Here is a 20,004-nt window from a genome sequence, read left to right as displayed (position 1 = left end):
TTGTAGTGGAGGCGAAAAGCAATGTCACCTGCAGCGCTTGCCGATAGGCAAAATGCTGAGGCCCAGGAACCGCTGGAACTCACCGATTCGAAACTGATCTATTTTTCATCTGTTTCGGAGAACACCAAGCGTTTCGTGGACAAACTTGAGATGGATGCCGCACGGATTCCGGTCTATGCGACCGAACCGCAGCTGATCTCAACTGCACCATACGTGCTGCTCATACCCACTTATGGCGGAGAGCGTGGCAAGCGCTCGATCATGCCGCAGATCATGAAGTTCCTGCGGCATGAAGCGAACCGCGTGAATCTTCGCGGCGTGATCGGTGCAGGGAACACAAACTTTGGCGAGTACTACTGCATTGCGGCAAAACGCATTGCCGAGAAATGCAACGTACCCGTGCTTTACACATTCGAAATTATGGGAACCTCAGAAGACGTTCTCAACGTCAAAGAAGGGCTTGAAACCTTTTGGACACCAGCGTCGCAGAACCGGCAGCAACGATGAATAGCTCAAAGGAGCTCCCAGCCCAGTTCCAGGGCTTGAGCTACAACGACCTCAACGCCATGCTGAACCTTTACGGACCAGATGGAAAGATCCAGTTTGAGGTGGACCGCTACGCGGCTCGCCAGTACTTCTTGGACCACGTGAACAACAACACCGTGTTCTTCCATGATCTCGATGAGAAGCTTGAATATCTGGTCAAGCACGAGTACTACGAGCGTGAAACCCTCGATCAGTACTCGATGAACTTCATCCGGGATCTGTTCAAGCACGCCTTCGGCAAGAAGTTCCGTTTCGAAACCTTCTTGGGCGCCTTCAAGTTCTACACCTCGTACACGCTGAAGACCTTCGATGGCAAGCGCTACCTGGAACGCTACGAAGACCGCGTATGCATGGTTGCCCTGCACCTGGCACGTGGCGATGAAAAGCTGGCCATGCACCTGGTCGATGAAATCATCGAAGGCCGCTTCCAGCCTGCCACCCCAACCTTCCTGAACGCCGGCAAGGCACAGCGTGGCGAACTCGTCTCCTGCTTCCTGCTGCGCATCGAAGACAACATGGAATCGATTGCCCGCGCAGTCAACTCGTCGCTTCAGCTGTCCAAGCGCGGAGGTGGCGTTGCCCTGTCGCTGACCAACCTGCGTGAGCACGGTGCGCCGATCAAGCAGATCGAGAACCAGTCTTCCGGCGTCATCCCGGTGATGAAGCTTCTTGAAGATTCCTTCTCCTATGCAAACCAGCTCGGTGCACGCCAGGGTGCAGGTGCCGTTTACCTGAACGCACACCACCCGGACATCTACCGCTTCTTGGACACCAAGCGCGAAAACGCTGATGAGAAGATCCGTATCAAGACCCTGTCCTTGGGTGTTGTTATTCCGGATGTCACCTTCGAACTGGCTCGCAAGAACGAAGACATGTACCTGTTCAGCCCGTACGACGTCGAGCGCGTCTATGGCGTACCGTTCAGCGAAATCTCCGTCACCGAGAAGTACTACGAGATGGTAGACGACGCTCGGATCAAGAAGACGAAGATCAGCGCCCGCGAGTTCTTCCAGACCCTGGCCGAGATCCAGTTCGAGTCCGGTTACCCGTACATCATGTTCGAAGACACCGTGAACAAGGCCAACCCGATTGCCGGCCGCATCACCATGTCGAACCTGTGCTCGGAAATCCTCCAGGTTTCCTCCGCTTCGGAGTTCTCTGACGACCTGAGCTACAAGACCGTCGGCAAGGACATCTCCTGCAACCTCGGTTCGATGAATATCGCCAAGGCCATGGACGGCAAGGATCTGGCTACCTCGGTAGACATCGCCATCCGTGCCCTGAGCGCAGTTTCGGACATGTCCTACATCGCCTCGGTTCCTTCGATTGCTGACGGCAACAGCAAGTCGCACGCCATCGGCCTGGGCCAGATGAACCTGCACGGCTTCCTGGCCCGCGAGCACATCTACTACGGCTCCGAAGAAGGCATCGACTTCACCAATATCTACTTCTACACGATCCTGTTCCATGCACTGACTGCATCGAACAAGATCGCCATGGAGCGCGGCGAGACCTTCGATAACTTCGAGAACTCGAAGTACGCCTCGGGTGAATTCTTCGACAAGTACACCGAGCAGGAATGGGTTCCAGCTACCGAGCGCGTCCGCGAGCTGTTCGACGGCATGCAGATTCCTACCCAGGAAGACTGGAAGGCGCTGAAGGCTTCTGTCATGGAGCACGGCATCTACAACCAGAACTTGCAGGCAGTTCCTCCCACCGGTTCGATCTCGTACATCAACAACTCGACTTCCTCGATCCACCCGGTCGCAGCGAAGATCGAGATCCGCAAGGAAGGTAAGATCGGCCGCGTTTACTACCCGGCTCCTTACATGAACAACGAGAACATCGACTTCTACGAAGACGCTTACGAAATCGGCTACGAGAAGATCATTGACACCTACGCTGCCGCAACCCAGCACGTAGACCAGGGCCTGTCGCTGACCTTGTTCTTCAAGGACACTGTCACCACCCGTGACATCAACAAGGCCCAGATCTACGCATGGCGCAAGGGCATCAAGAGCCTGTACTACATCCGCCTTCGCCAGCTTGCGCTGGAAGGCACCGAGGTTGAAGGCTGCGTTTCCTGCGCACTGTAAGACCTTGATCCATTGACCGGTTAGCCGGGCAATGGCATCACGCAACAGCTGCCGCATGGTTTCGCCCAACGGCAGCTGTTGCATATCAAAACGACCTCAGATCGTGTCAGCGATCTGACAATAACTTGGGGCCTTGCTGTACAGGTGGCGTTCGAAAGAACGGTAGAGTTGTAAGCAAAGTTCTTAATACGATTTAGCTTTTCGATGAGGGGCAATGACCGAGAAGATTCAGCTCACCAACAAGGTTGAGGCAATCAACTGGAACCGTATCCAGGACGACAAGGACGTAGAGGTCTGGAACCGTCTCGTCAATAACTTCTGGCTGCCGGAGAAGGTGCCGCTGTCCAACGACATCCAGTCGTGGGGAACCCTGACCGAAGACGAGAAGCTGCTGACCATGCGCGTCTTCACCGGTCTGACCCTGCTTGATACCTTGCAGGGCACCGTTGGCGCTGTTTCGCTGATTCCAGATGCGATCACCCCACACGAAGAAGCCGTGTACACCAACATTGCCTTCATGGAATCGGTACACGCAAAGAGCTACTCCTCGATCTTCTCGACCTTGGCATCGACCAAGGAAATCGACGAAGCCTTCCGCTGGTCCACTGAAAATGTGAACCTGCAGAAGAAGGCTCAGATCATTGAGAGCTACTACCACGGCGAAGATCCACTGAAGCGCAAGATTGCTTCGACCCTGCTCGAATCGTTCTTGTTCTACTCGGGCTTCTACCTGCCAATGCACTGGTCCTCGCATGCGAAGCTGACCAACACTGCAGACCTGATCCGCTTGATCATCCGCGACGAAGCTGTTCACGGTTACTACATCGGATACAAGTTCCAGAAGGGTCTGGAAAACGAGACCGAGGAGCGCAAGCAGGAGCTGAAGGACTACACCTTCGAGCTGATGTATGAACTGTACGAAAATGAAGTCCAGTACACCCACGATCTCTATGATCCGGTAGGCCTGTCCGAGGACGTCAAGAAGTTCTTGCACTACAACGCCAACAAGGCGCTGATGAACCTGGGCTATGAGGCAATGTTCCCGTCGACCGTGACCGATGTGTCGCCAGCGATTTTGGCTGCGTTGAGCCCGAACGCTGATGAGAACCACGACTTCTTCTCCGGTTCCGGTTCGTCGTACGTGATCGGCAAGGCAGTGAACACCGAAGACGAAGACTGGGATTTCTAATCTAGAAAATCTTCAGCTTAATTGGTGATGGCCAGCAGGCCCGGACTCATGCAGAGTCCGGGCCTGCTGGCATTTAAGCTGTTCCGAAGTTGACGTATCCGGCTGGGCTAACGGTACGTCAGCGGTGGACCGAGCAAGATCTTGGGGCGCCTGTGGTGTTGGAAACGCCAATGGTTATCACGTGCGAACCCGGTGCGTGGACCAATGTCCCGTTTGCGCGGTGAGCAGCGGTTATGAAATCTGGAGCTCGTTCTCGCAGTATCCCCATTGAGACAAGGACAACCGCCAGATCGCGGGGAATTATGGCTTGGGCGGAAGCAACCTGGCCCGCAACCGCAGATGAACGCGAACTGGCGAGATTTCGCAGGTATCGTGAGCAATGGGGTTTGACTAGCATCCACGCGGGTCCAGCCTCTTAAGGCAAAAACTCCTTCGGCCACAAAAGCAGAAGAGACAGACCTCAGCACGGCGGTCGAATAATCAGATCGCTGCATCATTATGGTTCTCTGCCAAAGCAAGAATGGGGGTCCAAATGCCTAGCTTGCCATGCAAACTGGAGCGATTGAAGCACCAATTATCGGGGCTTGGCGAGGTCTTTATTGTGCCTCCTGCTGAAGATGGATACGTATTCTTGCGGTATGCGGACTCCCAAGAGCTATACGCATTCGACTGCACTTTCGAATAAGTGCTCAACCACGCGGTTCAATCTGGTGGCGAAGAGTTCTGGCCTCAAATGGAACCATTTGAAGCTCAAGTGGCGCTCTTCGCGGTGCACGTTATGGAAACGATCGAGACTGCGCCGGACAAGGCACGTATTTTGAGCTTTGGAGGCAGTGGTCTTGAGACAGTGAAGGGTAAGCTGCCTGCGGCAGCGATTCGCGAAAACGAGTAACTTGAGTAGGCGTAATAGCAATCTCGGTATGCTTCCACAGAAGCATGCGTCGCCCTTGCCCTATTCGAAAGGACCGATCTCACATACGGGTCCGAAATTTTGCGCCTTCGCCGACGGCTCAGCCAAACTGGGGTCTGAAGACCGCGAGATGGACTCCAATCCGGAGCCGCAGAGGTGTTCGCTGTTGATGTGAACCGTGAACTTAAAGTGGGACTGCCTGCTGACCCGGCAGAGCGATACGCCAGTATTATTCGAGCGTCGAAAGATGCGGATCCGCAACCAAGGTGAGTTACCTAGCCCATTGAATTGGAAATTCATGGGGATGCGACCACTCCGACTATAGCCCAGCTTCGGTGGGTCCATAGTCATGCACAGCGGCGCACTCAACGCTCGGAGATAAATAGTAGATACTTAGACAGTACAGGTAGCTATAAATGCGGGGGAGTCAATGTGCAGATCGAATCCACTTCGGATGAACAGCGTTCATTGGATGACCAGCAGATTCAGCGGATTCGACGCAAGTCGATTTCCGTCCTCGCTGCGGGACAAATTCTTGGAGGCCTAGGCGGTGGCGCAACCCTGACTTTGGGGTCGCTGCTGATCGTAAGCATTTCCGGACTCGATGCATTGGCTGGCATGGCCGCGACCATGAATACTTTAGGTGCTGCCATCATGGCGTTGCCTTTGGCATTGCTTGCCCAGAAGTTCGGCCGGCGTATTTCGCTGTCGACCGGCGCATTGCTGGCAGCCAGCGGTGTTGTCGTCATCATTGCCGCAGCTTTTCTGAGATACTGGCCGTTGCTGCTGCTTGGAATGCTGGTTCTGGGAACAGGTTCGGCAATGAACCTCCAATCTCGATTCGCTGCCACCGACTTGTCCACCACGGCTACACGAGGCCGTGACCTTTCCCTGGTTGTGTGGTCAACAACTGCGGGTGCAGTCATCGGCCCGAATTTATTTGAACCTGGAGAAGAGCTAGCGCAGTTCATTAGCCTTCCACCGTTTACCGGCGGCTTTCTTATTGCGATGTGCGCCCAGCTGGTAGGAGTTCTTGTTTATTGGCTGGGCTTGCGTCCCGATCCGTTGCAGATCGCACAGCGTCAGGCGGCTGCCCAAACGAGCGAGGTTCAGCTTCGCCGCCGCGGCTGGAGCATCCTAAGAAACACTCCTGCTGCCAGGCATGCCGTGCTTACCGTTGCCTTGACTCATCTTTATATGGTGTCCATGATGTCGATGACTCCAATTCACATGCAGCATCAAGGGGCAAGCCTCACGCTCATCGGGATCACCATTTCGGTCCATGTTGCGGGGATGTATGCGCTCTCACCAGTCTTTGGCTGGCTCACAGATATGCTAGGTCCACGAACGGTCATCTTTACCGGGCAGGCGTTGCTAGTTACCGCAAGCATCTTGGTATGGAGCAATGCAGAGAACCATACCGTGACAACTTTGGCGTTGCTTAGTCTAGGCCTCGGTTGGTCGGCGTCGACGGTTGCAGGCGCAACGATGATTACTGGATCAGTTGGCCTTGCTGAACGTCCGAAGTTGCAGGGCACGTCGGACCTCTGCATGAATCTGGCTGGTGTGCTTGGCGGTCTCACCGCTGGCCCAATTTTGGCAGCTGTAGGGTTCCGCGGACTGGCCGTGGTGCTGTTGATTTTTGCGATGTTCATGATCGCTGTGAATATGAAGTCTAATAGCGCCGGAACTGTTCACGAGTAGGCTGCAAATCCAATTCGGTAATAGGCACTTCGAATGAAGGAGAGCATATTCATGGCAGGCAGAAGGCAGTGAATCAAAGTTGGGGGAGGGCCGGCTGGAATGGCCGCCGGTTTAATGCTTGCTCGCAGCGGTGTGCCAGTAGCGGTTTATGACAAGCACCGTGAGTTCCTCAGGGACTTTCGCGGTGGCACCATCTGTCCGTCAACTTTGCACGTGCTCTATGAACTGGGACTGGTGGGCGAATTCGAAGAATCGGGTTCAGCAAAGTTACCCAGGCAAGTAGTCGGACTCCAACGGATCGCCGGCAACCGTTCCTAACCTGTCGCGAATGCAGCTCCCTTTTCAATTCATTGCCGTGGCCCCACAGTGGAGTTTCCGCAATCTACTAGCCGTGCAGTTGACAGTCGAATTCCGAGCCGAATTCCAGCTACCGATGCCGATAGCTGCAGCTTTCCGCTTGCCCCGAAGCAAACGGCACTGCCAGGTAGATTGCTTGGCGTTGGGGTTCTTCGGGAACGTCCTCCGGTCGAAGCCTGCAGCTAAGAACCGGTTAAAAGCAACAAAGGTGCAGTTCCAACCTTGCGGGGAACTACACCTTTGAAGAAAGTCTCTTAGCGAGCCTGGATGTTGGTTGCCTGTGGGCCCTTTGGACCAGCTTCCAGGGTGTACTCAACAGTCTGGCCCTCTTCGAGGCTACGGAAACCGAAGCTCTGGATTGCGCTGTAGTGTGCGAAGACGTCAGCCGATCCATCCGAAGGAGCGATGAAGCCGAAGCCCTTTTCAGCGTTGAACCATTTCACGGTGCCAGTGGCCATAGTGTTATATCCTTATTTATTGATTGGCCACGATGTGGCCTGGTTGCCGATCCGAAGTTCCGAATCGGAAAATTTAGGGGTTACCTCGCGCAGAGCTGCCGAGAACGATTCGCCTGCCGTCGATACGGAGAATCGAATACTGATTTTGCCGGTATCGGCCAAAACGGGGGTCGCTGCACTTGCTTAAACATCGTCGGATTCCAGGCTGCTAACGGGTAATGACCCCACGCTAGCGGAGTAGAACAAGGAATCCACAGAAAAGTGACGTACGGAGTCGTCGAGATGTTTTATCTGCAGTGAAGAAGAGAAGATGAAGAATTCGTTTCGATAGGAGCTCATTCGATCTGAAGATCGATGAGCCGATTTGTAAAGCACAGACGATTTGTTGGCTGTGCTACAAATCCTACTGCTAACAATTACTGGCGGGGACTCACACCTGCAACCGTTGAGGTAACAAATCAAGCGTACCATTGATCGCTGGTCCGTGGGGCGTGATGCGTGATACTTGGGCGTTTTGGCAATGCAAATCGTTGCATCGACATTCGTTATTTGCCTGTTGACTAGTATTTTAGTAAATATTATTTTTCCGGAAAATTGATGCGGGCTATTTTCATGCTCACCCGGCGGCCCTGGCTCTACCCCCCGTTTGGGCCGGTGCCCGAAGGGGTAGAGCCAGCAGTTACGGATTCGCTTGCGCCTGGACCTTAGCTAGCTGATTTCCGAGCAGATCCGCATTTATGGCTGCTCCTGCGATCGTTCCGGCTGCGGCTGCTGCCATGACCATCGCGCCTAGGTTGCTGGCATTCCCTGCCGCATAAACCCCTGGCAGGGCCGTGGCACCCAATTCATTGACCTGGATGAAGGTGCCAAGCGGGTGCTCGGCAAGCTGTCCGCCGAGCTTGAGATAGAGCGAGGCTTGTGCGTTCATTCGGCTTGCAACGACCAGCGCTTGAGCGCTGATCTTCTGGCCGTCTGCCAGCGTGACTGAATCCAGAGTCCCTTGGGTGTCGAAATCGATTGCTTTCACTGGCTGCTCAACCACCGGTATTCCCAATGCGGCAAGTGTCGCGCGATTTTCATCGTTCAATGCATCCGGGGTGTGGTTGACGAAGGTGATCTTCGAGCTGAGCTGGCTGAACATCATTGCTTGGTGCGTGCTCATGGGGCCGATTCCGAGTACCAGGATCTCCTGGTCACGCACTTCCCAGCCGTGGCAGTATGCGCAATGGATCGCGGTATCACCCCATGCTTGGGCCAGCCCCGGAATCGACGGCAAATCATCAATGAGGCCCGTTGCCAACACGATTCGTTCGGCACTAAAGGTATTCCCTGCAGCAGAGACGCTGAATCCGGTGTCCAGCGAACCGGTGAGGTTCTCCACCTCGCCTTCGATGATCCGCGCACCATAGCCAATCGCTTCCTGCCGTCCGCGGGCCAGGAGGTCCAGCGGGTTGATGCCTTCGTTTCCCAGAACGTTGTGGGCATGCTGCGCTGCCGCGTTCCGCGGATTTCCCTCGTCGATGACCAGGACGGTACGCCGTGAGCGGCCCAATGCGACTGCGGCCGCGAGCCCGGCACTGCCGCCGCCGATAATGATCGCTTCGAAATGTTCCATGATTCCTCTCCCTGCTATTTGTGATGTTGTGTCCACGGTATCGACGTTTTGCGCTGCGGGGTGTACCGTTTTGCGCATGACGCAAGAATTCGAAGTTGACCAAGTTATCCGCCAGCGCATAAGAACGTTGCGGCAGAACCTCGGCTGGTCGTTGGAATCGTTGGCGAGCAAGGCTTCCCTGAGCGTTTCCACGCTCAGCAGGATTGAAACGGGAGGCCGGCGTATTGCCCTTGACCAGCTGGTTCCAATAGCCAAGGCACTGAATACCAGCTTGGATGAGCTCGTATCGACCTCTGAAGCCGAGATTATTATCCGCCCGGAGCCGATTTCGATGCCCGGGATAACCATGTGGAAGCTGTCCACCGATGACGCAGTTAACGGGGTGAATGTGTCGAAAATACGTTTCGACCCTTCGCAGGCGCCTGCTCCCACCGAGCTGCGTATTCATCCGGGCAAGGAATGGTTCACAGTGCTCCTCGGAGAAATCCAGCTAAAGCTAGGAGATCGCACCTATCACGTGAAGGCGGGGCAATCTGCGCAGTTCGACACAATGACTCCTCATGCCCTGTGGGCGGTCAATGGCATTGCCGAGGTGCTCGGAATCATGGATCATGCAGGCCAACGAGCCCATGAGCACGACACAGCCAGCTAGTTTAGTGATTTCAATTACTCTTGGATAACCTGAGGGCAGAGTATTGAACACTGCGATGCCAGGAGGGCAACGATGACGCACCAGCTCAACGAGGAGCTTGAACAGGTCCTAGCTGATGGCGATTTCTATTTCGAAGCACTCGGTGAAGGCCGCTATCGCTCGTCGTGGCATTCCCAAGGTGCGTGGAATCCCCATGAGCAGCACATGGGTCCCGCCTCTGGAATCTTGGCCTACGCCTTGGAAAATTTCCAGCCTCGTGAAGACATGCGCATCGCACGGATCAGCTATGAGATCCATGGCCTTATTCACGCCGGAGAATTCGAGATCTCAACGCGAATGGTCCGTCCCGGCCGGACGATCGAATTGATCGAGGCCGAAATGACGGCCAAGGGCCGCACCAGCATCGTTGCGCGCGCGTGGCGGGTGATTACGGGTGACACCAGTGCTGTTGCAGGGGTTGAAGACAAGGAAATCCCAGGCCCAGAGGCCTGCGCGGTGCGCGAAATCAGTGAGCAGTGGCCCGGCGGCTACATCAAATCCATCGAGATGCGCGCCAATGATGAGCTGCGGCCGGGTCGAGGTTTTGCGTGGCTGCGTACTCCTTATGACCTCGTCGACACAGGAGACGCCACAGCGTTGTCCAGCTTGGTGGGAATGATCGACACGGCAAACGGTGTGGTGCCGCGCGTGGATCCGGGGGAAGGAACCTGGATCTACCCGAACGTGGATCTGCAGATCCACATGTACCGCAAGCCCGAGGGCAAGTGGCTGGGCCTGGATGTCCAGCAGAGCTTCGGCACAGACGGCATCGGCCTGACCTCAACGGTATTGCACGATGAAGCAGGCCCTTTCGGCCGTGCTGAACAGATCCTGACGGTCCGTTCGCGCTAGCTCGATGCGCCGGTTGAAAGCTTGGCCAGCAGCTTCTTGAGCTCTGGCTTGGACTTCAGCGTGAACTGGCGCTGGCGGTACTTTTCCCGGTCTGCACCGTGGGCCCGGAAAAGTGCATAGCCGCGCTTGACCAAGAACAGGACCGGTTTCCGGCGCTGTGCTACATCGCGCACGAACCGTCGAAGAGCAGTTACCAATGCCGGTTCGTCCACGTAATACGCTTGGACGTTAATGCCCTTGGCGCGCAGCGGCTCAAGGATTTCGTAGAGGAAGATGCCTTCGGCGACAATCGGCCCGTCTGCGCAAGCGATTTCACGATGCCCGTTGTAGCTCGAGGTCGTGATCGAGTAGTTGGGGACCAGAGTGGTACCGCGGTGGAGCAAATCATCGATAGCCTGCAGTGCGGCTTCCTGATTCCAGGTAGCCGAATTGTCCCAATCGATTTCGCCGTAACCGGTACGGGGGAAATCAACGGGATTCCCGTCTTCGCTGATCTGGCGGTAGAACTCGTCCAGCGGCAGGTGGGGTCGGCCGAATTTCGACGCGAGATAGGACTTGCCGGAGCCGGACGGTCCGCCGATCAGGATGACAGGGGTAGAAGAATTTGGCACGCCTTTTATTATGGCCCAGAAACCTCGGCCATCGGCAATCGGATGCTGTGACATCTACTCCGCCCGGAGCGAATTGCTGAATTAGACTCAGATTTATGAGTTTGTGGAACCCCCAGTCAGATGCGCCGTTATCTGTGGAAATCGAAAATCCTAGCGGAGACCCGGCTGCTGACCTAGAACGTGGAGTGCAACTGCTGCGCAGCGTCCAATCTGGCGAAAGCGGCGCGCTGCTAAGGCTCTATCGTCCGGACCCGACCCTGGCCTTCGGCCAGCGCGATGTGCGGCTAGAGGGCTATGAGGCGGCTCGTGACGTAGCGCAGCAGCAAGGATTTGCTCCTTTGGTGCGCAAAGCCGGAGGCCGGGCCGCCGCGTATCACCGGGGTACATTGATCGTTGATCATATTGAGCCCGAAGCCGAGGCGGTGATGCGCCAGCAGAATCGCTTCGAGGTCTTCGCGCGGGTGTATGCCAACGCTTTCCAGCGCCTTGGCGTGAATGCGCAAGTCGGGCCAATCCCGGGGGAGTATTGCCCGGGAGATCATTCGGTGCATGGCCTCCCTGATGGGAAATCGCCGCGCAACTATCCAGTGAAGCTGGTAGGCACAGCTCAGCGTGTGGTTTCCGGGGCATGGCTGTTCTCTTCGGTCTTTGTTGTCGAGGATTCCGCGCCATTGCGGCAAGTCCTCGATGGGGTCTACCAAGCAATGGGCATTCCAATGGATCCCACGACGGTAGGCGCGGCTAATGATCTGCTCGCCGCTGTCACCACCGAAGCATTTATTTCAGCGCTGCTCGACGAATATAGCGAGCACGCCGCGCTGCAAGGCATCTAGCACAGCTTAAAAAAGAATCGGCACCCGATGCGGGTGCCGATTTTGGTTCGCGGCCGGATCTAGGCGCCGACTCGCTCAACAACCTCGTCAATGCGCGGGTTGGTGGCTGCGGTGCCGTCCGGGAAGATCAGGGTTGGCACGGTTTGGTTGCCGTTGTTGAACGCCTCGACGATCTCTGCAGTGCCTTCGACTTCTTCGATATTCACCTCGGTGTATGCGACACCCTTCTGGTCCATCAGGCGCTTGAGGTTGCGGCAGTAGCCGCACCAGCTGGTGGTGAACATGGTGACTCCGCCGGCAGCGGGAACGTACTGGTCAAGCTTCAATTCGTTGCTCATACATGGTGTAACGGCAATGATGTTTACTTTGTTCCCGGAGGGGTAGAAAAAGTTCGCTGGATTCTTTTGCTCCGCTCGCTAGACTGGGGAGCAGATTTTCCTTGATGCCGGTTCTAAGGGGTAGGCGATGTGCGGACGATATGTGATGGCCAAAGCCATCGGCGATCTGGTGGCAGAGGCCGAGGCGGAAGCGGACGCCAATCTGGAACTGCGCCAGTCCTGGAACGTTGCTCCGACTGCCGACGTGCCGGTTGTGCTCGAGCGGCTGATCGACGATGAGCTGCACCGCCAGATCCATGTAGCACGGTGGGGGCTGGTGCCAGGATGGGCCAAGGAGCTGGCGGTCGGGGTGCGCGCCTTCAATGCGCGCAGCGAGACGGCCAGCACCAAGCCGACCTTCCGTTCGGCGGTGAAGAAGCGCCGTGCCGTCGTCCCGGTGGAAGGGTATTACGAATGGAAAAAGGAAGGCAGCAAAAAGCGCCCCTTCTACGTGCATCGCGAGGATGGAAAGCTGATCTTCTTCGCCGGCCTCTACGAATGGTGGAAGGACCAGGACGGGTCCTGGATTCTTTCCACCTCGATCATGACCATGGATTCACCTTCGGCGGAAGAGCCCGGGGTGCTCGGCGAACTTGCGGGCCTGCATGATCGACTGCCCATTCCGTTGGGCAAGGAGATGATGGGCCGGTGGATGAACCCTGCCGAGGAAGACGGTGAAGGGCTGATCGAGCAGATTCGCGCCGAAGCTTTCGATGTGGCTTCCCAATGGACCATGCATGAGGTCGATACCGCTGTTGGCAATGTGCGCAATAATTCGCCGGAGCTGATTGAGGCGCACAGCAACTCGCTGTTTTAGCCGCGGATGGCTGAGCCGCGGGGCTTGGACCCGTGCAGGAACCCCAGGTAGCTGCTGGCCAGCAGGGTTCCTGCTACAAGTCCCAGCTCGCCCATGGCGTGGGCTGCGCTTTCAGGAACGAATGCTGCTTCGCTCAGCGGGGCATAGGCGAACCAGCCGAAGGTTCGAACCTGGTTGTAGTCCCATAGCAGTGCTCCGATGCCACCTGCTGCCAACAGCAGCCCGGCGATCAGGAACCAGGCCTTGAACCGAGCGAGCTGGCGAAGCGATAAGCCGCCAGCAACCCCCAGCGCGCCAACGCCGAGCAAAGCCAGCACCCAACCGAGAACTTCGGTGGGACCCGGGCCGAAGTAGATTTCAGAGTCTTCGACCAGCGGTACATAGGATCCAGAGTAGAAAACTACTTCTTGCCGACTGTCCCACCACAGCACGACGATGCCGACGATGATGAATACTGCTGCGCCCAGGAATAGGGCAGTGGCGGACTTGTAGCGTTTATCTGAAGGCATGTATTTAATCTTGCCATCACCAGATGTTTTGCGCATCAACTTTAAACACGAGCGGCAGCCGGCTCTAAAGGCCTGCTGCCGCTCGATGCGTGGTGCTTAGTGGCCGCGCTTGATCCATTCATCCAGGTTCGGTGCTTCGGCACCGATGGAGGTGGCATCGCCGTGGCCGGTATTGACCACGGTTTCAGCTGGCAGGACCAGCAGCTTGGTGCGGATCGACTCGACGATCGTCTCGAAGCTGGAGTAGCTGCGACCGGTAGCCCCCGGGCCGCCGTTGAACAGGGTGTCACCGCTGAACAGCACACCGAGGTCTTCGGCGTAGAAGCAGGTTGAGCCCGGAGAGTGCCCCGGGGTGTGCAGGGCGGTCAGCGTGGTGCCGGCGATGGTGAATGAATCGCCTTCGCTGATTTCTGCGTCCACATCGCGCTCGGGGTAGACAGCTTCCCAGAGCATGCGGTCTTCCGGGTTCAAGAACAGCGGTGCATCCACGGCGTCGGCGAATTCGCCAGCCGCGCGGATGTGGTCATCGTGCCCGTGGGTAAGCAGCACGGCCATGACTTCCCGATCGCCCACAGCTTCGCGGATCTTGGCTACATCATGTGCCGGGTCGATGACCATCACCTCGGAATCATCGCCGACGATCCAGACGTTGTTATCGACATCCCACGTCCCGCCATCCAGAGAGAAGGTGCCGGAAGTGACGACGTTCTCGATGCGGGCGGCCATTAGAGCTCCACCACCGAACGAAGCACGGTGCCTTCATGCATCTTGGTGAACGCGTCTTCGATTTCTTCGATCGTGATGCGTTCGGTGACAAAGGCATCCAGATCCAGGCGGCCGAGCTTGTACTGCTCGACGAGCATCGGGAAGTCGTGGCTTGGCAGGCAGTCGCCGTACCACGAGCTCTTCAGCGAGCCGCCGCGGCCGAAGACATCGAGCAGCGGCAGCTCGAGCTTCATCTCCGGAGTTGGCACGCCTACCAATACGACGCGGCCAGCAAGATCGCGGGCGTAGAAGGCCTGCTTGTAGGTTTCCGGGCGGCCCACCGCGTCGATGACGACGTCGGCGCCGAAGCCGCCGGTCAGCGCCTGGATGGCTTCCACGGCGTCGACCTTGGAGGAATCCACGGTGTGGGTGGCGCCGAACTTCTTGGCGCCTTCCAGCTTGTCCGGGTTCACGTCCACCGCGATGATGGTGGTTGCGCCGGCCAGCTGCGCGCCGGCGATGGCAGCAGCGCCCACGCCACCGCAACCGATCACTGCGACGGACTCGCCGCGCTTGATCTCGCCGGTATTGATCGCTGCCCCGATGCCGGCCATGACACCGCAACCGAGCAGGCCTACTGCGGCCGGGTCGGCTTCTTCATCCACGATGGTGCACTGGCCGGAGTGGACCAGGGTCTTTTCGGCGAAGGATCCGATGCCCAGCGCTGGGGAAAGCTCGGTGCCATCTTCCAGGGTCATCTTCTGGGTGGCATTGAAGGTGTTGAAGCAGTACTTCGGCTCGCCCTTGGCGCAAGCGCGGCACTGGCCGCAGACTGCACGCCAGTTCAGAATCACGCGGTCGCCGACCTTGACGTTGGTGACGTTCTCGCCGATCTGGCTGACTACTGCGGTGGACTCGTGGCCCAGCAGGTACGGGTACTCGTCGCCAATTCCGCCGAGCTTGTAGTGCAGGTCGGTGTGGCAGACACCGGTGGTGAGCACATCGACAACTACTTCTCCGGGACCCGGATCCGGAACGATGATGTCTACGACCTCTACGGGTGCGTCCTTGACGCGGGAAATAACGGCTTTGACCTTATGGGACATGGGATTTAGCTCCTGGAACGATTGGCTAGTGCTCTCTCGATGCTATCGGTGTAGCTGGCGGGAATCTAGGAGCCCCGCTCTGAATGACCAAGTGTGGCGCGGACAAGGCGCGAGTTCGTCCCGGCTCAGCCATTGTGCTTGATTCCCGATTAATGGCAGGCCGTTTTGGACTGGACTTTCACAGGCGGGCGAATGAATATCAGAAGGGATGCCCCCGCGGGTAAAAGCACACGTCAGAGATGAGGGAGCCGTGATGCAAGAACAGCACGCGATCGAGCTGGCACCGGGACTTGAGATCCCGGCGCTGGGGCTGGGCGTCTTTTCTAGGTCGGTGCCTCGCCGTGCGGGGTGAAGTTCGTCGCCCGCCATGCCGATTCGGTGTTTGTACATGTCCCCAGCAAACGGGTTCTAGGCAACCAGGTGCGCACCCTGCACGAGGCGGTCTCTGCTTTCGGTGGGCGACGTCTCCAAAGTATCGGCGCTCAACCAGAAACTGGTGGTTGTCGAGGAAACCGACGCCAAGGCATAGGCCAAGCTCGATTCCTACCTGTAAGTGGCAGATCTCACCATTGCGTTTGTGCTGATGTCGGATGGACGGGCATGGAATTTGCTGCGCTGAATCCGGACGAGGTGTTCTCCTTCCATGAACCCAAAGCCCTTTCCTCGGTGGTCTCGGCCATGACCGAAGCGGATTCGGAACGCGAATGGACAGTGGGGGAGATTACCGAATACGCCAAGCTGGTCGGGGACGGGCCGGTCATCTGGGGTTCACCCGAGAAAGTCGTCTATGAACTTGAAACTTGGGCCGAGGAAACGGATATGGACGGTTTTAACCTCGCCGCCGCGGCTGTGCCGGGAACGTCCGCCAACATTTCTCACCTGCTGGTTCCCGAGCTTCAAACTGCGGACGTTTCAAGGAGGAATACTGCGCGGGAAGCCTGCGCGAAAAGCTTGGGGGACTCCGTCCGCGTTGATCCGTCCCATGCGGCGGCCTGATCCGCGGCTCGGCAAGGTTGGTGCGCCCTCGATAAGCTCCTGCCCAATGCTAGCTGGCCAGAAATATTCCAGGCATTACTGGACACCGTCATCAGGGTTGGAGGTGCATTCATCTTCACGGTGCTGCTGGTATTCGCGTTGGGCGTGCACATGTACCTGACCGCGAGCGGAAACCTGTACTCGAACACGTGGCTCTACCGGGCCATGTCCTTCGTCATCAACAGAATCCGCTCTGTCTCGTTCGTCGACTTGTTGATCACCGTGTTACCGCTGACGGCGCTGCTGACCGGGACAGCATTGTGCGAGGTGGATAGGAGGGCTGATCGAATCCGGCCAAGCCATGGCCGGTGTAGTGGGTCTGGAGACTTGGTCGTCAGATATGCCTACCAGCGCTTCCACTCCGACGTCATGGTGGTCACCGTGGTGCGGCACTACTCGCGCAGACGCTAGTTGCTACCGCATTGTCTAAGAGACGACGGGTCACGATGGGGCAGACGTAACGTGCCATTCAACGTCGTGTCTTACCGAAGGTCTCGGGCAGGACAGTGCGAACCGCCCCACGGAGAGCCGACCAGTGGACGGAGGATCGAGATGCCGCCCAGAGTCGAGGTGAGAGTCGCCATTGGACGAAATTGCCGCGCCGTGTAGGGCATGGCCCACTCAGCGTTGGTAAACGACTAAAGGACCCTCGCTTAGGGGTCCTGGTTGATATTCACGTCACTTTGTCTACAGATGCTGTGAACCCACCTAGCAATACAGTGAGCGGGACACTCGTGCAAATGTGAAGTTATCGGCATTTGACCGGAATCGCCTACTAAAGCTGTTCTTTCACTAAACGGCGGCAGGATTACCAATAGGGTTCACTTCGTCCAGACATGAGAGGGACCGCTCATCGTAGGTTCATTGGCTATCAGAAGCGTTTTGATTTTTTCTGGGCTCGTGACGTCACCCATTGAGAGATCTCAGCCATCGTGCTTTTGGGGCGTGGTGCGACCGAGTAGACCTGAAGTTCGAGGTAACGGGGGTCAATGATGCCCAAGGTCGGAAGGCCATTCTCCCGAAGGCGTACCACCAGATAGCCAGCGGCCATCAGATCACGGCTTTTGGCTAGATCGATAAGGTTTTTCGCTTCGGGAGAGTGCCAGTATGAGCCGTCGTATTCGATGGCTAACTTCACCCCGGAGGCTTCGACCAGAATGTCAACGGTCCACTGGCTGCGCTGGGTGAAGGCCGAATCCATGAGCTTCGGTCCGGATCGGGCGGAACCAAACTGCTCCCGTGCAGCTTCGAAGTGTTCCAGTTCGATCTTCGATTTTCCAACCAGCCGACACTCTGGACAATCGGACCCGGCGTATCGGGAGGCCAACGATGCTTTCCATTGGTGAAGTGGTTCCACGGCGCACACCCAGACCGGCATGAACCCTGTAGCGCCGGTGGGGCGTACCTGCCATGCGGTGGCAGGGTTCTCTGGGCTCCATTCGGCGGCCATGCCCGGGTCCAACCACGCGAGGGAGTCCAGAATCGTGTGGCATTCCGGACATAGGTACCGTGGCCGCTTGTTGCGCTGGCGGACCTCTTCCTGCCATTCATGGCCGCAACACTTTGCCTGCCACCAGACCAGCCTTTTGGAATCCGGCCCTACGTTCTCAGGCGTCCATTTACCGTTCCGGCTTGGATGCCATTGGCCTGCGATTTCCGGCAGTTCACTGGCCAGCTTGGGCCGGTTCCCCTCGGTGCGTGTTCGCGCAGAGCGGCAGCTGGGGCAACCGGAATACAGGTATAGGCTGGGAGTGACCCGCGGGTGGTGCCCCTCGGGGCATTTGAGCTTCCTGAGCCTGCAATCCCCAACCATGATCAGATTCGGGTCGGCCTCGTCGTTCCACGCTTCGAGGAGCTCCGGCACAGACGTGATGGGCGTCACCTTCTGGATCGCACGCTCACGCGCACGCCCTTCACGCTTTCGAGCATCGCATTCTGGACACTCCAGACACTGGGTGATGGATCGGACGCTGGCGGTGAAATGATGCCCACAGTTTGGGCATACCCAAGCGCAGACGCGGTTGGCCAGCAAAGTCACGGTGTTCAGGTCTTGAGGGTTATTCGCTTCGACGTCCCACCACACCAGAGCGGGGGAGCTGGAGTCGATGAGTAGATTTTTCTTCTTCGTTGCACCGGGGAGCTTCCCTGCCGAAGAATTGGGGTTGGCCACACATGGGCACCCCCAGCCGATATCACCCATGCGATGGGCTACTTGTCGTCCGCAAGAGCGGCACCTGGTGATGATGGGGTATCCGTCGCGAGGTAGGACGAAGAGCAACTCGACGGGCTCATAGTTGTTCTGTTCGAGGCGCGCTAACTGTTCCTGGATGCTCACGTTCCTGTTCGTACCAGACAAGAGGTTGGCGTGTGCGGACCAATCAACCAAGAAGCATCGCCGGCACGCTGGCTCGTCCTTTCGGTTTTGGAGGTCGAAAAGGTAGTTAAGCAGGTAGTGGCATTCTGCTTGGCAGAGCCGACACCGAGTCAGCCAGCGAACGTTCCGCCCGGGGAAGGGTTCTGCCGCTTCCAGCCCCATGTTATGCAGGATAGATTCGAGACATTGTAAGCACCAAGCCGGTTTCGTCCGGGTAGTGAACGCAGCCCGGTTCGAACAGTCGCTGGTAGAACATTCCTGCCATTTGCCCATGGAGGCCGCCTATTGATGATTCCGGGCCTGCCTCCGCCTGCCTCACTACTATCCTATAGGGTTGCCTACCTGTTGGATAACTCGATCTTGGCCAGCCGCTCGGCAACTCTGCTACCCTCGCGGAAGCGCTTTGGGGAAGCCGCCATCCAGCGTTTCAGGACAGCAACCTCTTCGTCTCGTTCGCGGAGTTTTCGGTGCACGATGGCTGCCTGGATGGTGTAGAACGGCGCCGGGCAGCCGCCGCTTTTGCCCCTCTCGGCGCTCTCGATAGCCACGTAGCAAAGCTTGAGCGCTTCGCGCAGTTTCCCTTCGCGCTTTAACTGCTTGATCGGCTCCACGAGTTCCAAGTAATGGACTCCTCCGACAAGCGCGTTCTCGAACTCTTTTTGCCGCGTGCCGCCTGCCTTCAGGCCTTCTTGCACAGTGTGTTTGTGGCCGGCTTCGGCTTCCTTTGCCCTTGTGTCCAACATGAGGGGTGCAGGCGTGCTTTTGCTGTAGCTCCAGCTCGGGTGGCTGTTATCGAGCCAGACGAAGGCCTTGGCTTTGACCTTGTCTCCGGTTCGAAACGTGTGCAGCTGGTAGCTGGCGTTCACCGGCGACGTAGTGTGTTGCCGGACCGACTTGCCGAGCCCCGTCAACAGGCAGCCGACACGGATGCCGTCGACGAGAACTTCGATTGCGTTCGCTTCCACCGGGTTGTCGGGGTCTGGCTGCAGGGTTGCCACGGCTTCCAGGTAACCGTGCTCGCTGGTCATGTTTCGGCGTTTCATCAGTGCAAGGACGTCATCGTGGGCGAACGTCATGGTTCCGGAGACCTCTACGTCCTTGTTGAAAGGGAGACCCAGATCGAGAGGAAACAGCGGTAGATCTATGGTGGGTGAGGCTTCCGCTGCGTCAGGTTTTTCCCTCCTGCTAAACCACGATTTCAAACCCATTTGTGCCACCT

The 20,004-nt window shown here is 57.3% G+C and carries 21 protein-coding genes; 12 read left to right on the top strand and 9 right to left on the bottom strand.

What is annotated here, in order from left to right; all coding sequences use genetic code 11:
* The first annotated feature begins 21 nt into the window (after positions 1-21).
* The 6 genes from nrdI (at position 22) to AAZQ98_RS06285 (ending at position 6,763) form a co-directional block, all read left to right on the top strand.
* On the top strand, positions 22-507 hold the full coding sequence (nrdI, locus tag AAZQ98_RS06310) for a class Ib ribonucleoside-diphosphate reductase assembly flavoprotein NrdI (protein WP_105658531.1): 486 nt from the start codon (positions 22-24) through the stop codon (positions 505-507).
* On the top strand, positions 504-2,642 hold the full coding sequence (gene nrdE, locus AAZQ98_RS06305) for a class 1b ribonucleoside-diphosphate reductase subunit alpha (protein ID WP_105661397.1): 2,139 nt from the start codon (positions 504-506) through the stop codon (positions 2,640-2,642). The genes nrdI and nrdE overlap by 4 nt, the downstream gene beginning before the upstream one ends.
* Before the next feature lie 214 nt (positions 2,643-2,856).
* Entirely contained in the window at positions 2,857-3,831 is a 975-nt protein-coding gene (gene nrdF, locus AAZQ98_RS06300; RefSeq protein WP_105658533.1) for a class 1b ribonucleoside-diphosphate reductase subunit beta, read from the top strand.
* A 733-nt stretch (positions 3,832-4,564) separates the two neighbouring features.
* Positions 4,565-4,723 carry a hypothetical protein gene (locus AAZQ98_RS06295; RefSeq protein ID WP_434690623.1) on the top strand — a complete coding sequence of 53 codons (159 nt, stop codon included), beginning with the start codon at positions 4,565-4,567 and terminating at the stop codon, positions 4,721-4,723.
* Between the two features lie 450 nt (positions 4,724-5,173).
* Positions 5,174-6,445, top strand: coding sequence for an MFS transporter (locus tag AAZQ98_RS06290; protein WP_434690621.1), 1,272 nt, complete (start codon positions 5,174-5,176; stop codon positions 6,443-6,445).
* Positions 6,446-6,544: 99 nt separating this feature from the next.
* The gene (locus AAZQ98_RS06285; RefSeq protein ID WP_434690620.1) at positions 6,545-6,763 is read left to right on the top strand and encodes an FAD-dependent monooxygenase; all 219 of its coding nucleotides are present in this window, start codon (positions 6,545-6,547) and stop codon (positions 6,761-6,763) included.
* Between the two features lie 293 nt (positions 6,764-7,056).
* Here the strand turns inward: AAZQ98_RS06285 and AAZQ98_RS06280 are convergent, their stop codons facing one another.
* On the bottom strand, positions 7,057-7,260 hold the full coding sequence (locus AAZQ98_RS06280; RefSeq protein ID WP_013349123.1) for a cold-shock protein: 204 nt from the start codon (positions 7,258-7,260) through the stop codon (positions 7,057-7,059).
* Positions 7,261-7,939: 679 nt separating this feature from the next.
* Positions 7,940-8,875, bottom strand: coding sequence for an NAD(P)/FAD-dependent oxidoreductase (locus tag AAZQ98_RS06275; RefSeq protein ID WP_434690615.1), 936 nt, complete (start codon positions 8,873-8,875; stop codon positions 7,940-7,942).
* A 76-nt stretch (positions 8,876-8,951) separates the two neighbouring features.
* Between AAZQ98_RS06275 and AAZQ98_RS06270 the strand changes: the two genes are divergently transcribed.
* Together AAZQ98_RS06270 and AAZQ98_RS06265 are read left to right on the top strand one after the other, a co-directional pair.
* Positions 8,952-9,527: a helix-turn-helix domain-containing protein gene (locus AAZQ98_RS06270; RefSeq protein WP_434690612.1), complete on the top strand. Its 576-nt coding sequence runs from the start codon at positions 8,952-8,954 to the stop codon at positions 9,525-9,527.
* 72 nt (positions 9,528-9,599) lie between these two features.
* Positions 9,600-10,418 carry a thioesterase family protein gene (locus tag AAZQ98_RS06265; protein ID WP_332595148.1) on the top strand — a complete coding sequence of 273 codons (819 nt, stop codon included), beginning with the start codon at positions 9,600-9,602 and terminating at the stop codon, positions 10,416-10,418.
* Here AAZQ98_RS06265 and AAZQ98_RS06260 read toward each other — a convergent pair.
* Positions 10,415-11,029 (bottom strand): uridine kinase family protein, encoded by a 615-nt coding sequence (locus AAZQ98_RS06260; protein WP_332595147.1) that lies wholly within the window; start codon positions 11,027-11,029, stop codon positions 10,415-10,417. The genes AAZQ98_RS06265 and AAZQ98_RS06260 overlap by 4 nt on opposite strands.
* Before the next feature lie 95 nt (positions 11,030-11,124).
* On the opposite strand from AAZQ98_RS06260, the gene AAZQ98_RS06255 reads away from it, so the two are divergent.
* Complete coding sequence (locus tag AAZQ98_RS06255) at positions 11,125-11,862, top strand: lipoate--protein ligase family protein (protein WP_434690609.1); 738 nt, start codon at positions 11,125-11,127, stop codon at positions 11,860-11,862.
* A 59-nt stretch (positions 11,863-11,921) separates the two neighbouring features.
* Here AAZQ98_RS06255 and AAZQ98_RS06250 read toward each other — a convergent pair whose 3' ends face one another.
* The gene (locus tag AAZQ98_RS06250) at positions 11,922-12,200 is read right to left on the bottom strand and encodes a glutaredoxin domain-containing protein (RefSeq protein WP_105658252.1); all 279 of its coding nucleotides are present in this window, start codon (positions 12,198-12,200) and stop codon (positions 11,922-11,924) included.
* Between the two features lie 127 nt (positions 12,201-12,327).
* Between AAZQ98_RS06250 and AAZQ98_RS06245 the strand changes: the two genes are divergently transcribed.
* Entirely contained in the window at positions 12,328-13,056 is a 729-nt protein-coding gene (locus AAZQ98_RS06245; RefSeq protein ID WP_434690607.1) for an SOS response-associated peptidase, read from the top strand.
* Here AAZQ98_RS06245 and AAZQ98_RS06240 read toward each other — a convergent pair.
* The 3 genes from AAZQ98_RS06240 to AAZQ98_RS06230 all read right to left on the bottom strand — a co-directional run bounded on the left by AAZQ98_RS06240 (position 13,053) and on the right by AAZQ98_RS06230 (position 15,376).
* Positions 13,053-13,565 carry a hypothetical protein gene (locus AAZQ98_RS06240; RefSeq protein ID WP_434690604.1) on the bottom strand — a complete coding sequence of 171 codons (513 nt, stop codon included), beginning with the start codon at positions 13,563-13,565 and terminating at the stop codon, positions 13,053-13,055. The two genes, AAZQ98_RS06245 and AAZQ98_RS06240, sit on opposite strands and share 4 nt — an antisense overlap.
* 96 nt (positions 13,566-13,661) lie before the next feature.
* On the bottom strand, positions 13,662-14,291 hold the full coding sequence (locus AAZQ98_RS06235) for an MBL fold metallo-hydrolase (protein WP_105658255.1): 630 nt from the start codon (positions 14,289-14,291) through the stop codon (positions 13,662-13,664).
* Complete coding sequence (locus AAZQ98_RS06230; protein ID WP_434690601.1) at positions 14,291-15,376, bottom strand: S-(hydroxymethyl)mycothiol dehydrogenase; 1,086 nt, start codon at positions 15,374-15,376, stop codon at positions 14,291-14,293. Before AAZQ98_RS06230 ends, AAZQ98_RS06235 begins: the two co-directional genes overlap by 1 nt.
* A gap of 600 nt (positions 15,377-15,976) precedes the next feature.
* On the opposite strand from AAZQ98_RS06230, the gene AAZQ98_RS06225 reads away from it, so the two are divergent.
* Both AAZQ98_RS06225 and AAZQ98_RS06220 read left to right on the top strand, forming a co-directional pair.
* Positions 15,977-16,372, top strand: a complete 396-nt coding sequence (locus tag AAZQ98_RS06225; protein WP_434690598.1) for a hypothetical protein — start codon at positions 15,977-15,979, stop codon at positions 16,370-16,372.
* A 120-nt stretch (positions 16,373-16,492) separates the two neighbouring features.
* Positions 16,493-16,822: a hypothetical protein gene (locus tag AAZQ98_RS06220; protein ID WP_434690597.1), complete on the top strand. Its 330-nt coding sequence runs from the start codon at positions 16,493-16,495 to the stop codon at positions 16,820-16,822.
* Between the two features lie 460 nt (positions 16,823-17,282).
* Here AAZQ98_RS06220 and AAZQ98_RS06215 read toward each other — a convergent pair whose 3' ends face one another.
* Together AAZQ98_RS06215 and AAZQ98_RS06210 are read right to left on the bottom strand one after the other, a co-directional pair.
* On the bottom strand, positions 17,283-18,746 hold the full coding sequence (locus tag AAZQ98_RS06215) for a zinc-ribbon domain-containing protein (RefSeq protein ID WP_434690596.1): 1,464 nt from the start codon (positions 18,744-18,746) through the stop codon (positions 17,283-17,285).
* A gap of 377 nt (positions 18,747-19,123) precedes the next feature.
* Positions 19,124-19,993, bottom strand: a complete 870-nt coding sequence (locus AAZQ98_RS06210) for a hypothetical protein (protein WP_434690593.1) — start codon at positions 19,991-19,993, stop codon at positions 19,124-19,126.
* Positions 19,994-20,004 lie beyond the last annotated feature (11 nt).

Source organism: Glutamicibacter sp. Je.9.36, assembly GCF_051129975.1.
Lineage (GTDB): Bacteria > Actinomycetota > Actinomycetes > Actinomycetales > Micrococcaceae > Glutamicibacter.
This window is presented reverse-complemented; position numbering and strand designations above follow the sequence as displayed.

Bases quoted from the DNA above. Each gene is read 5' to 3' on its own strand.
- nrdI (WP_105658531.1), top strand. From the start codon at position 22: ATGTCACCTGCAGCGCTTGCCGATAGGCAAAATGCTGAGGCCCAGGAA.
- nrdE (WP_105661397.1), top strand. From the start codon at position 504: ATGAATAGCTCAAAGGAGCTCCCAGCCCAGTTCCAGGGCTTGAGCTAC.
- nrdF (WP_105658533.1), top strand. From the start codon at position 2,857: ATGACCGAGAAGATTCAGCTCACCAACAAGGTTGAGGCAATCAACTGG.
- AAZQ98_RS06295 (WP_434690623.1), top strand. From the start codon at position 4,565: ATGGAACCATTTGAAGCTCAAGTGGCGCTCTTCGCGGTGCACGTTATG.
- AAZQ98_RS06285 (WP_434690620.1), top strand. From the start codon at position 6,545: ATGGCCGCCGGTTTAATGCTTGCTCGCAGCGGTGTGCCAGTAGCGGTT.
- AAZQ98_RS06280 (WP_013349123.1), bottom strand. From the start codon at position 7,260: ATGGCCACTGGCACCGTGAAATGGTTCAACGCTGAAAAGGGCTTCGGC.
- AAZQ98_RS06275 (WP_434690615.1), bottom strand. From the start codon at position 8,875: ATGGAACATTTCGAAGCGATCATTATCGGCGGCGGCAGTGCCGGGCTC.
- AAZQ98_RS06270 (WP_434690612.1), top strand. From the start codon at position 8,952: ATGACGCAAGAATTCGAAGTTGACCAAGTTATCCGCCAGCGCATAAGA.
- AAZQ98_RS06265 (WP_332595148.1), top strand. From the start codon at position 9,600: ATGACGCACCAGCTCAACGAGGAGCTTGAACAGGTCCTAGCTGATGGC.
- AAZQ98_RS06255 (WP_434690609.1), top strand. From the start codon at position 11,125: ATGAGTTTGTGGAACCCCCAGTCAGATGCGCCGTTATCTGTGGAAATC.
- AAZQ98_RS06250 (WP_105658252.1), bottom strand. From the start codon at position 12,200: ATGAGCAACGAATTGAAGCTTGACCAGTACGTTCCCGCTGCCGGCGGA.
- AAZQ98_RS06245 (WP_434690607.1), top strand. From the start codon at position 12,328: ATGTGCGGACGATATGTGATGGCCAAAGCCATCGGCGATCTGGTGGCA.
- AAZQ98_RS06240 (WP_434690604.1), bottom strand. From the start codon at position 13,565: ATGCCTTCAGATAAACGCTACAAGTCCGCCACTGCCCTATTCCTGGGC.
- AAZQ98_RS06235 (WP_105658255.1), bottom strand. From the start codon at position 14,291: ATGGCCGCCCGCATCGAGAACGTCGTCACTTCCGGCACCTTCTCTCTG.
- AAZQ98_RS06230 (WP_434690601.1), bottom strand. From the start codon at position 15,376: ATGTCCCATAAGGTCAAAGCCGTTATTTCCCGCGTCAAGGACGCACCC.
- AAZQ98_RS06225 (WP_434690598.1), top strand. From the start codon at position 15,977: ATGGAATTTGCTGCGCTGAATCCGGACGAGGTGTTCTCCTTCCATGAA.
- AAZQ98_RS06210 (WP_434690593.1), bottom strand. From the start codon at position 19,993: ATGGGTTTGAAATCGTGGTTTAGCAGGAGGGAAAAACCTGACGCAGCG.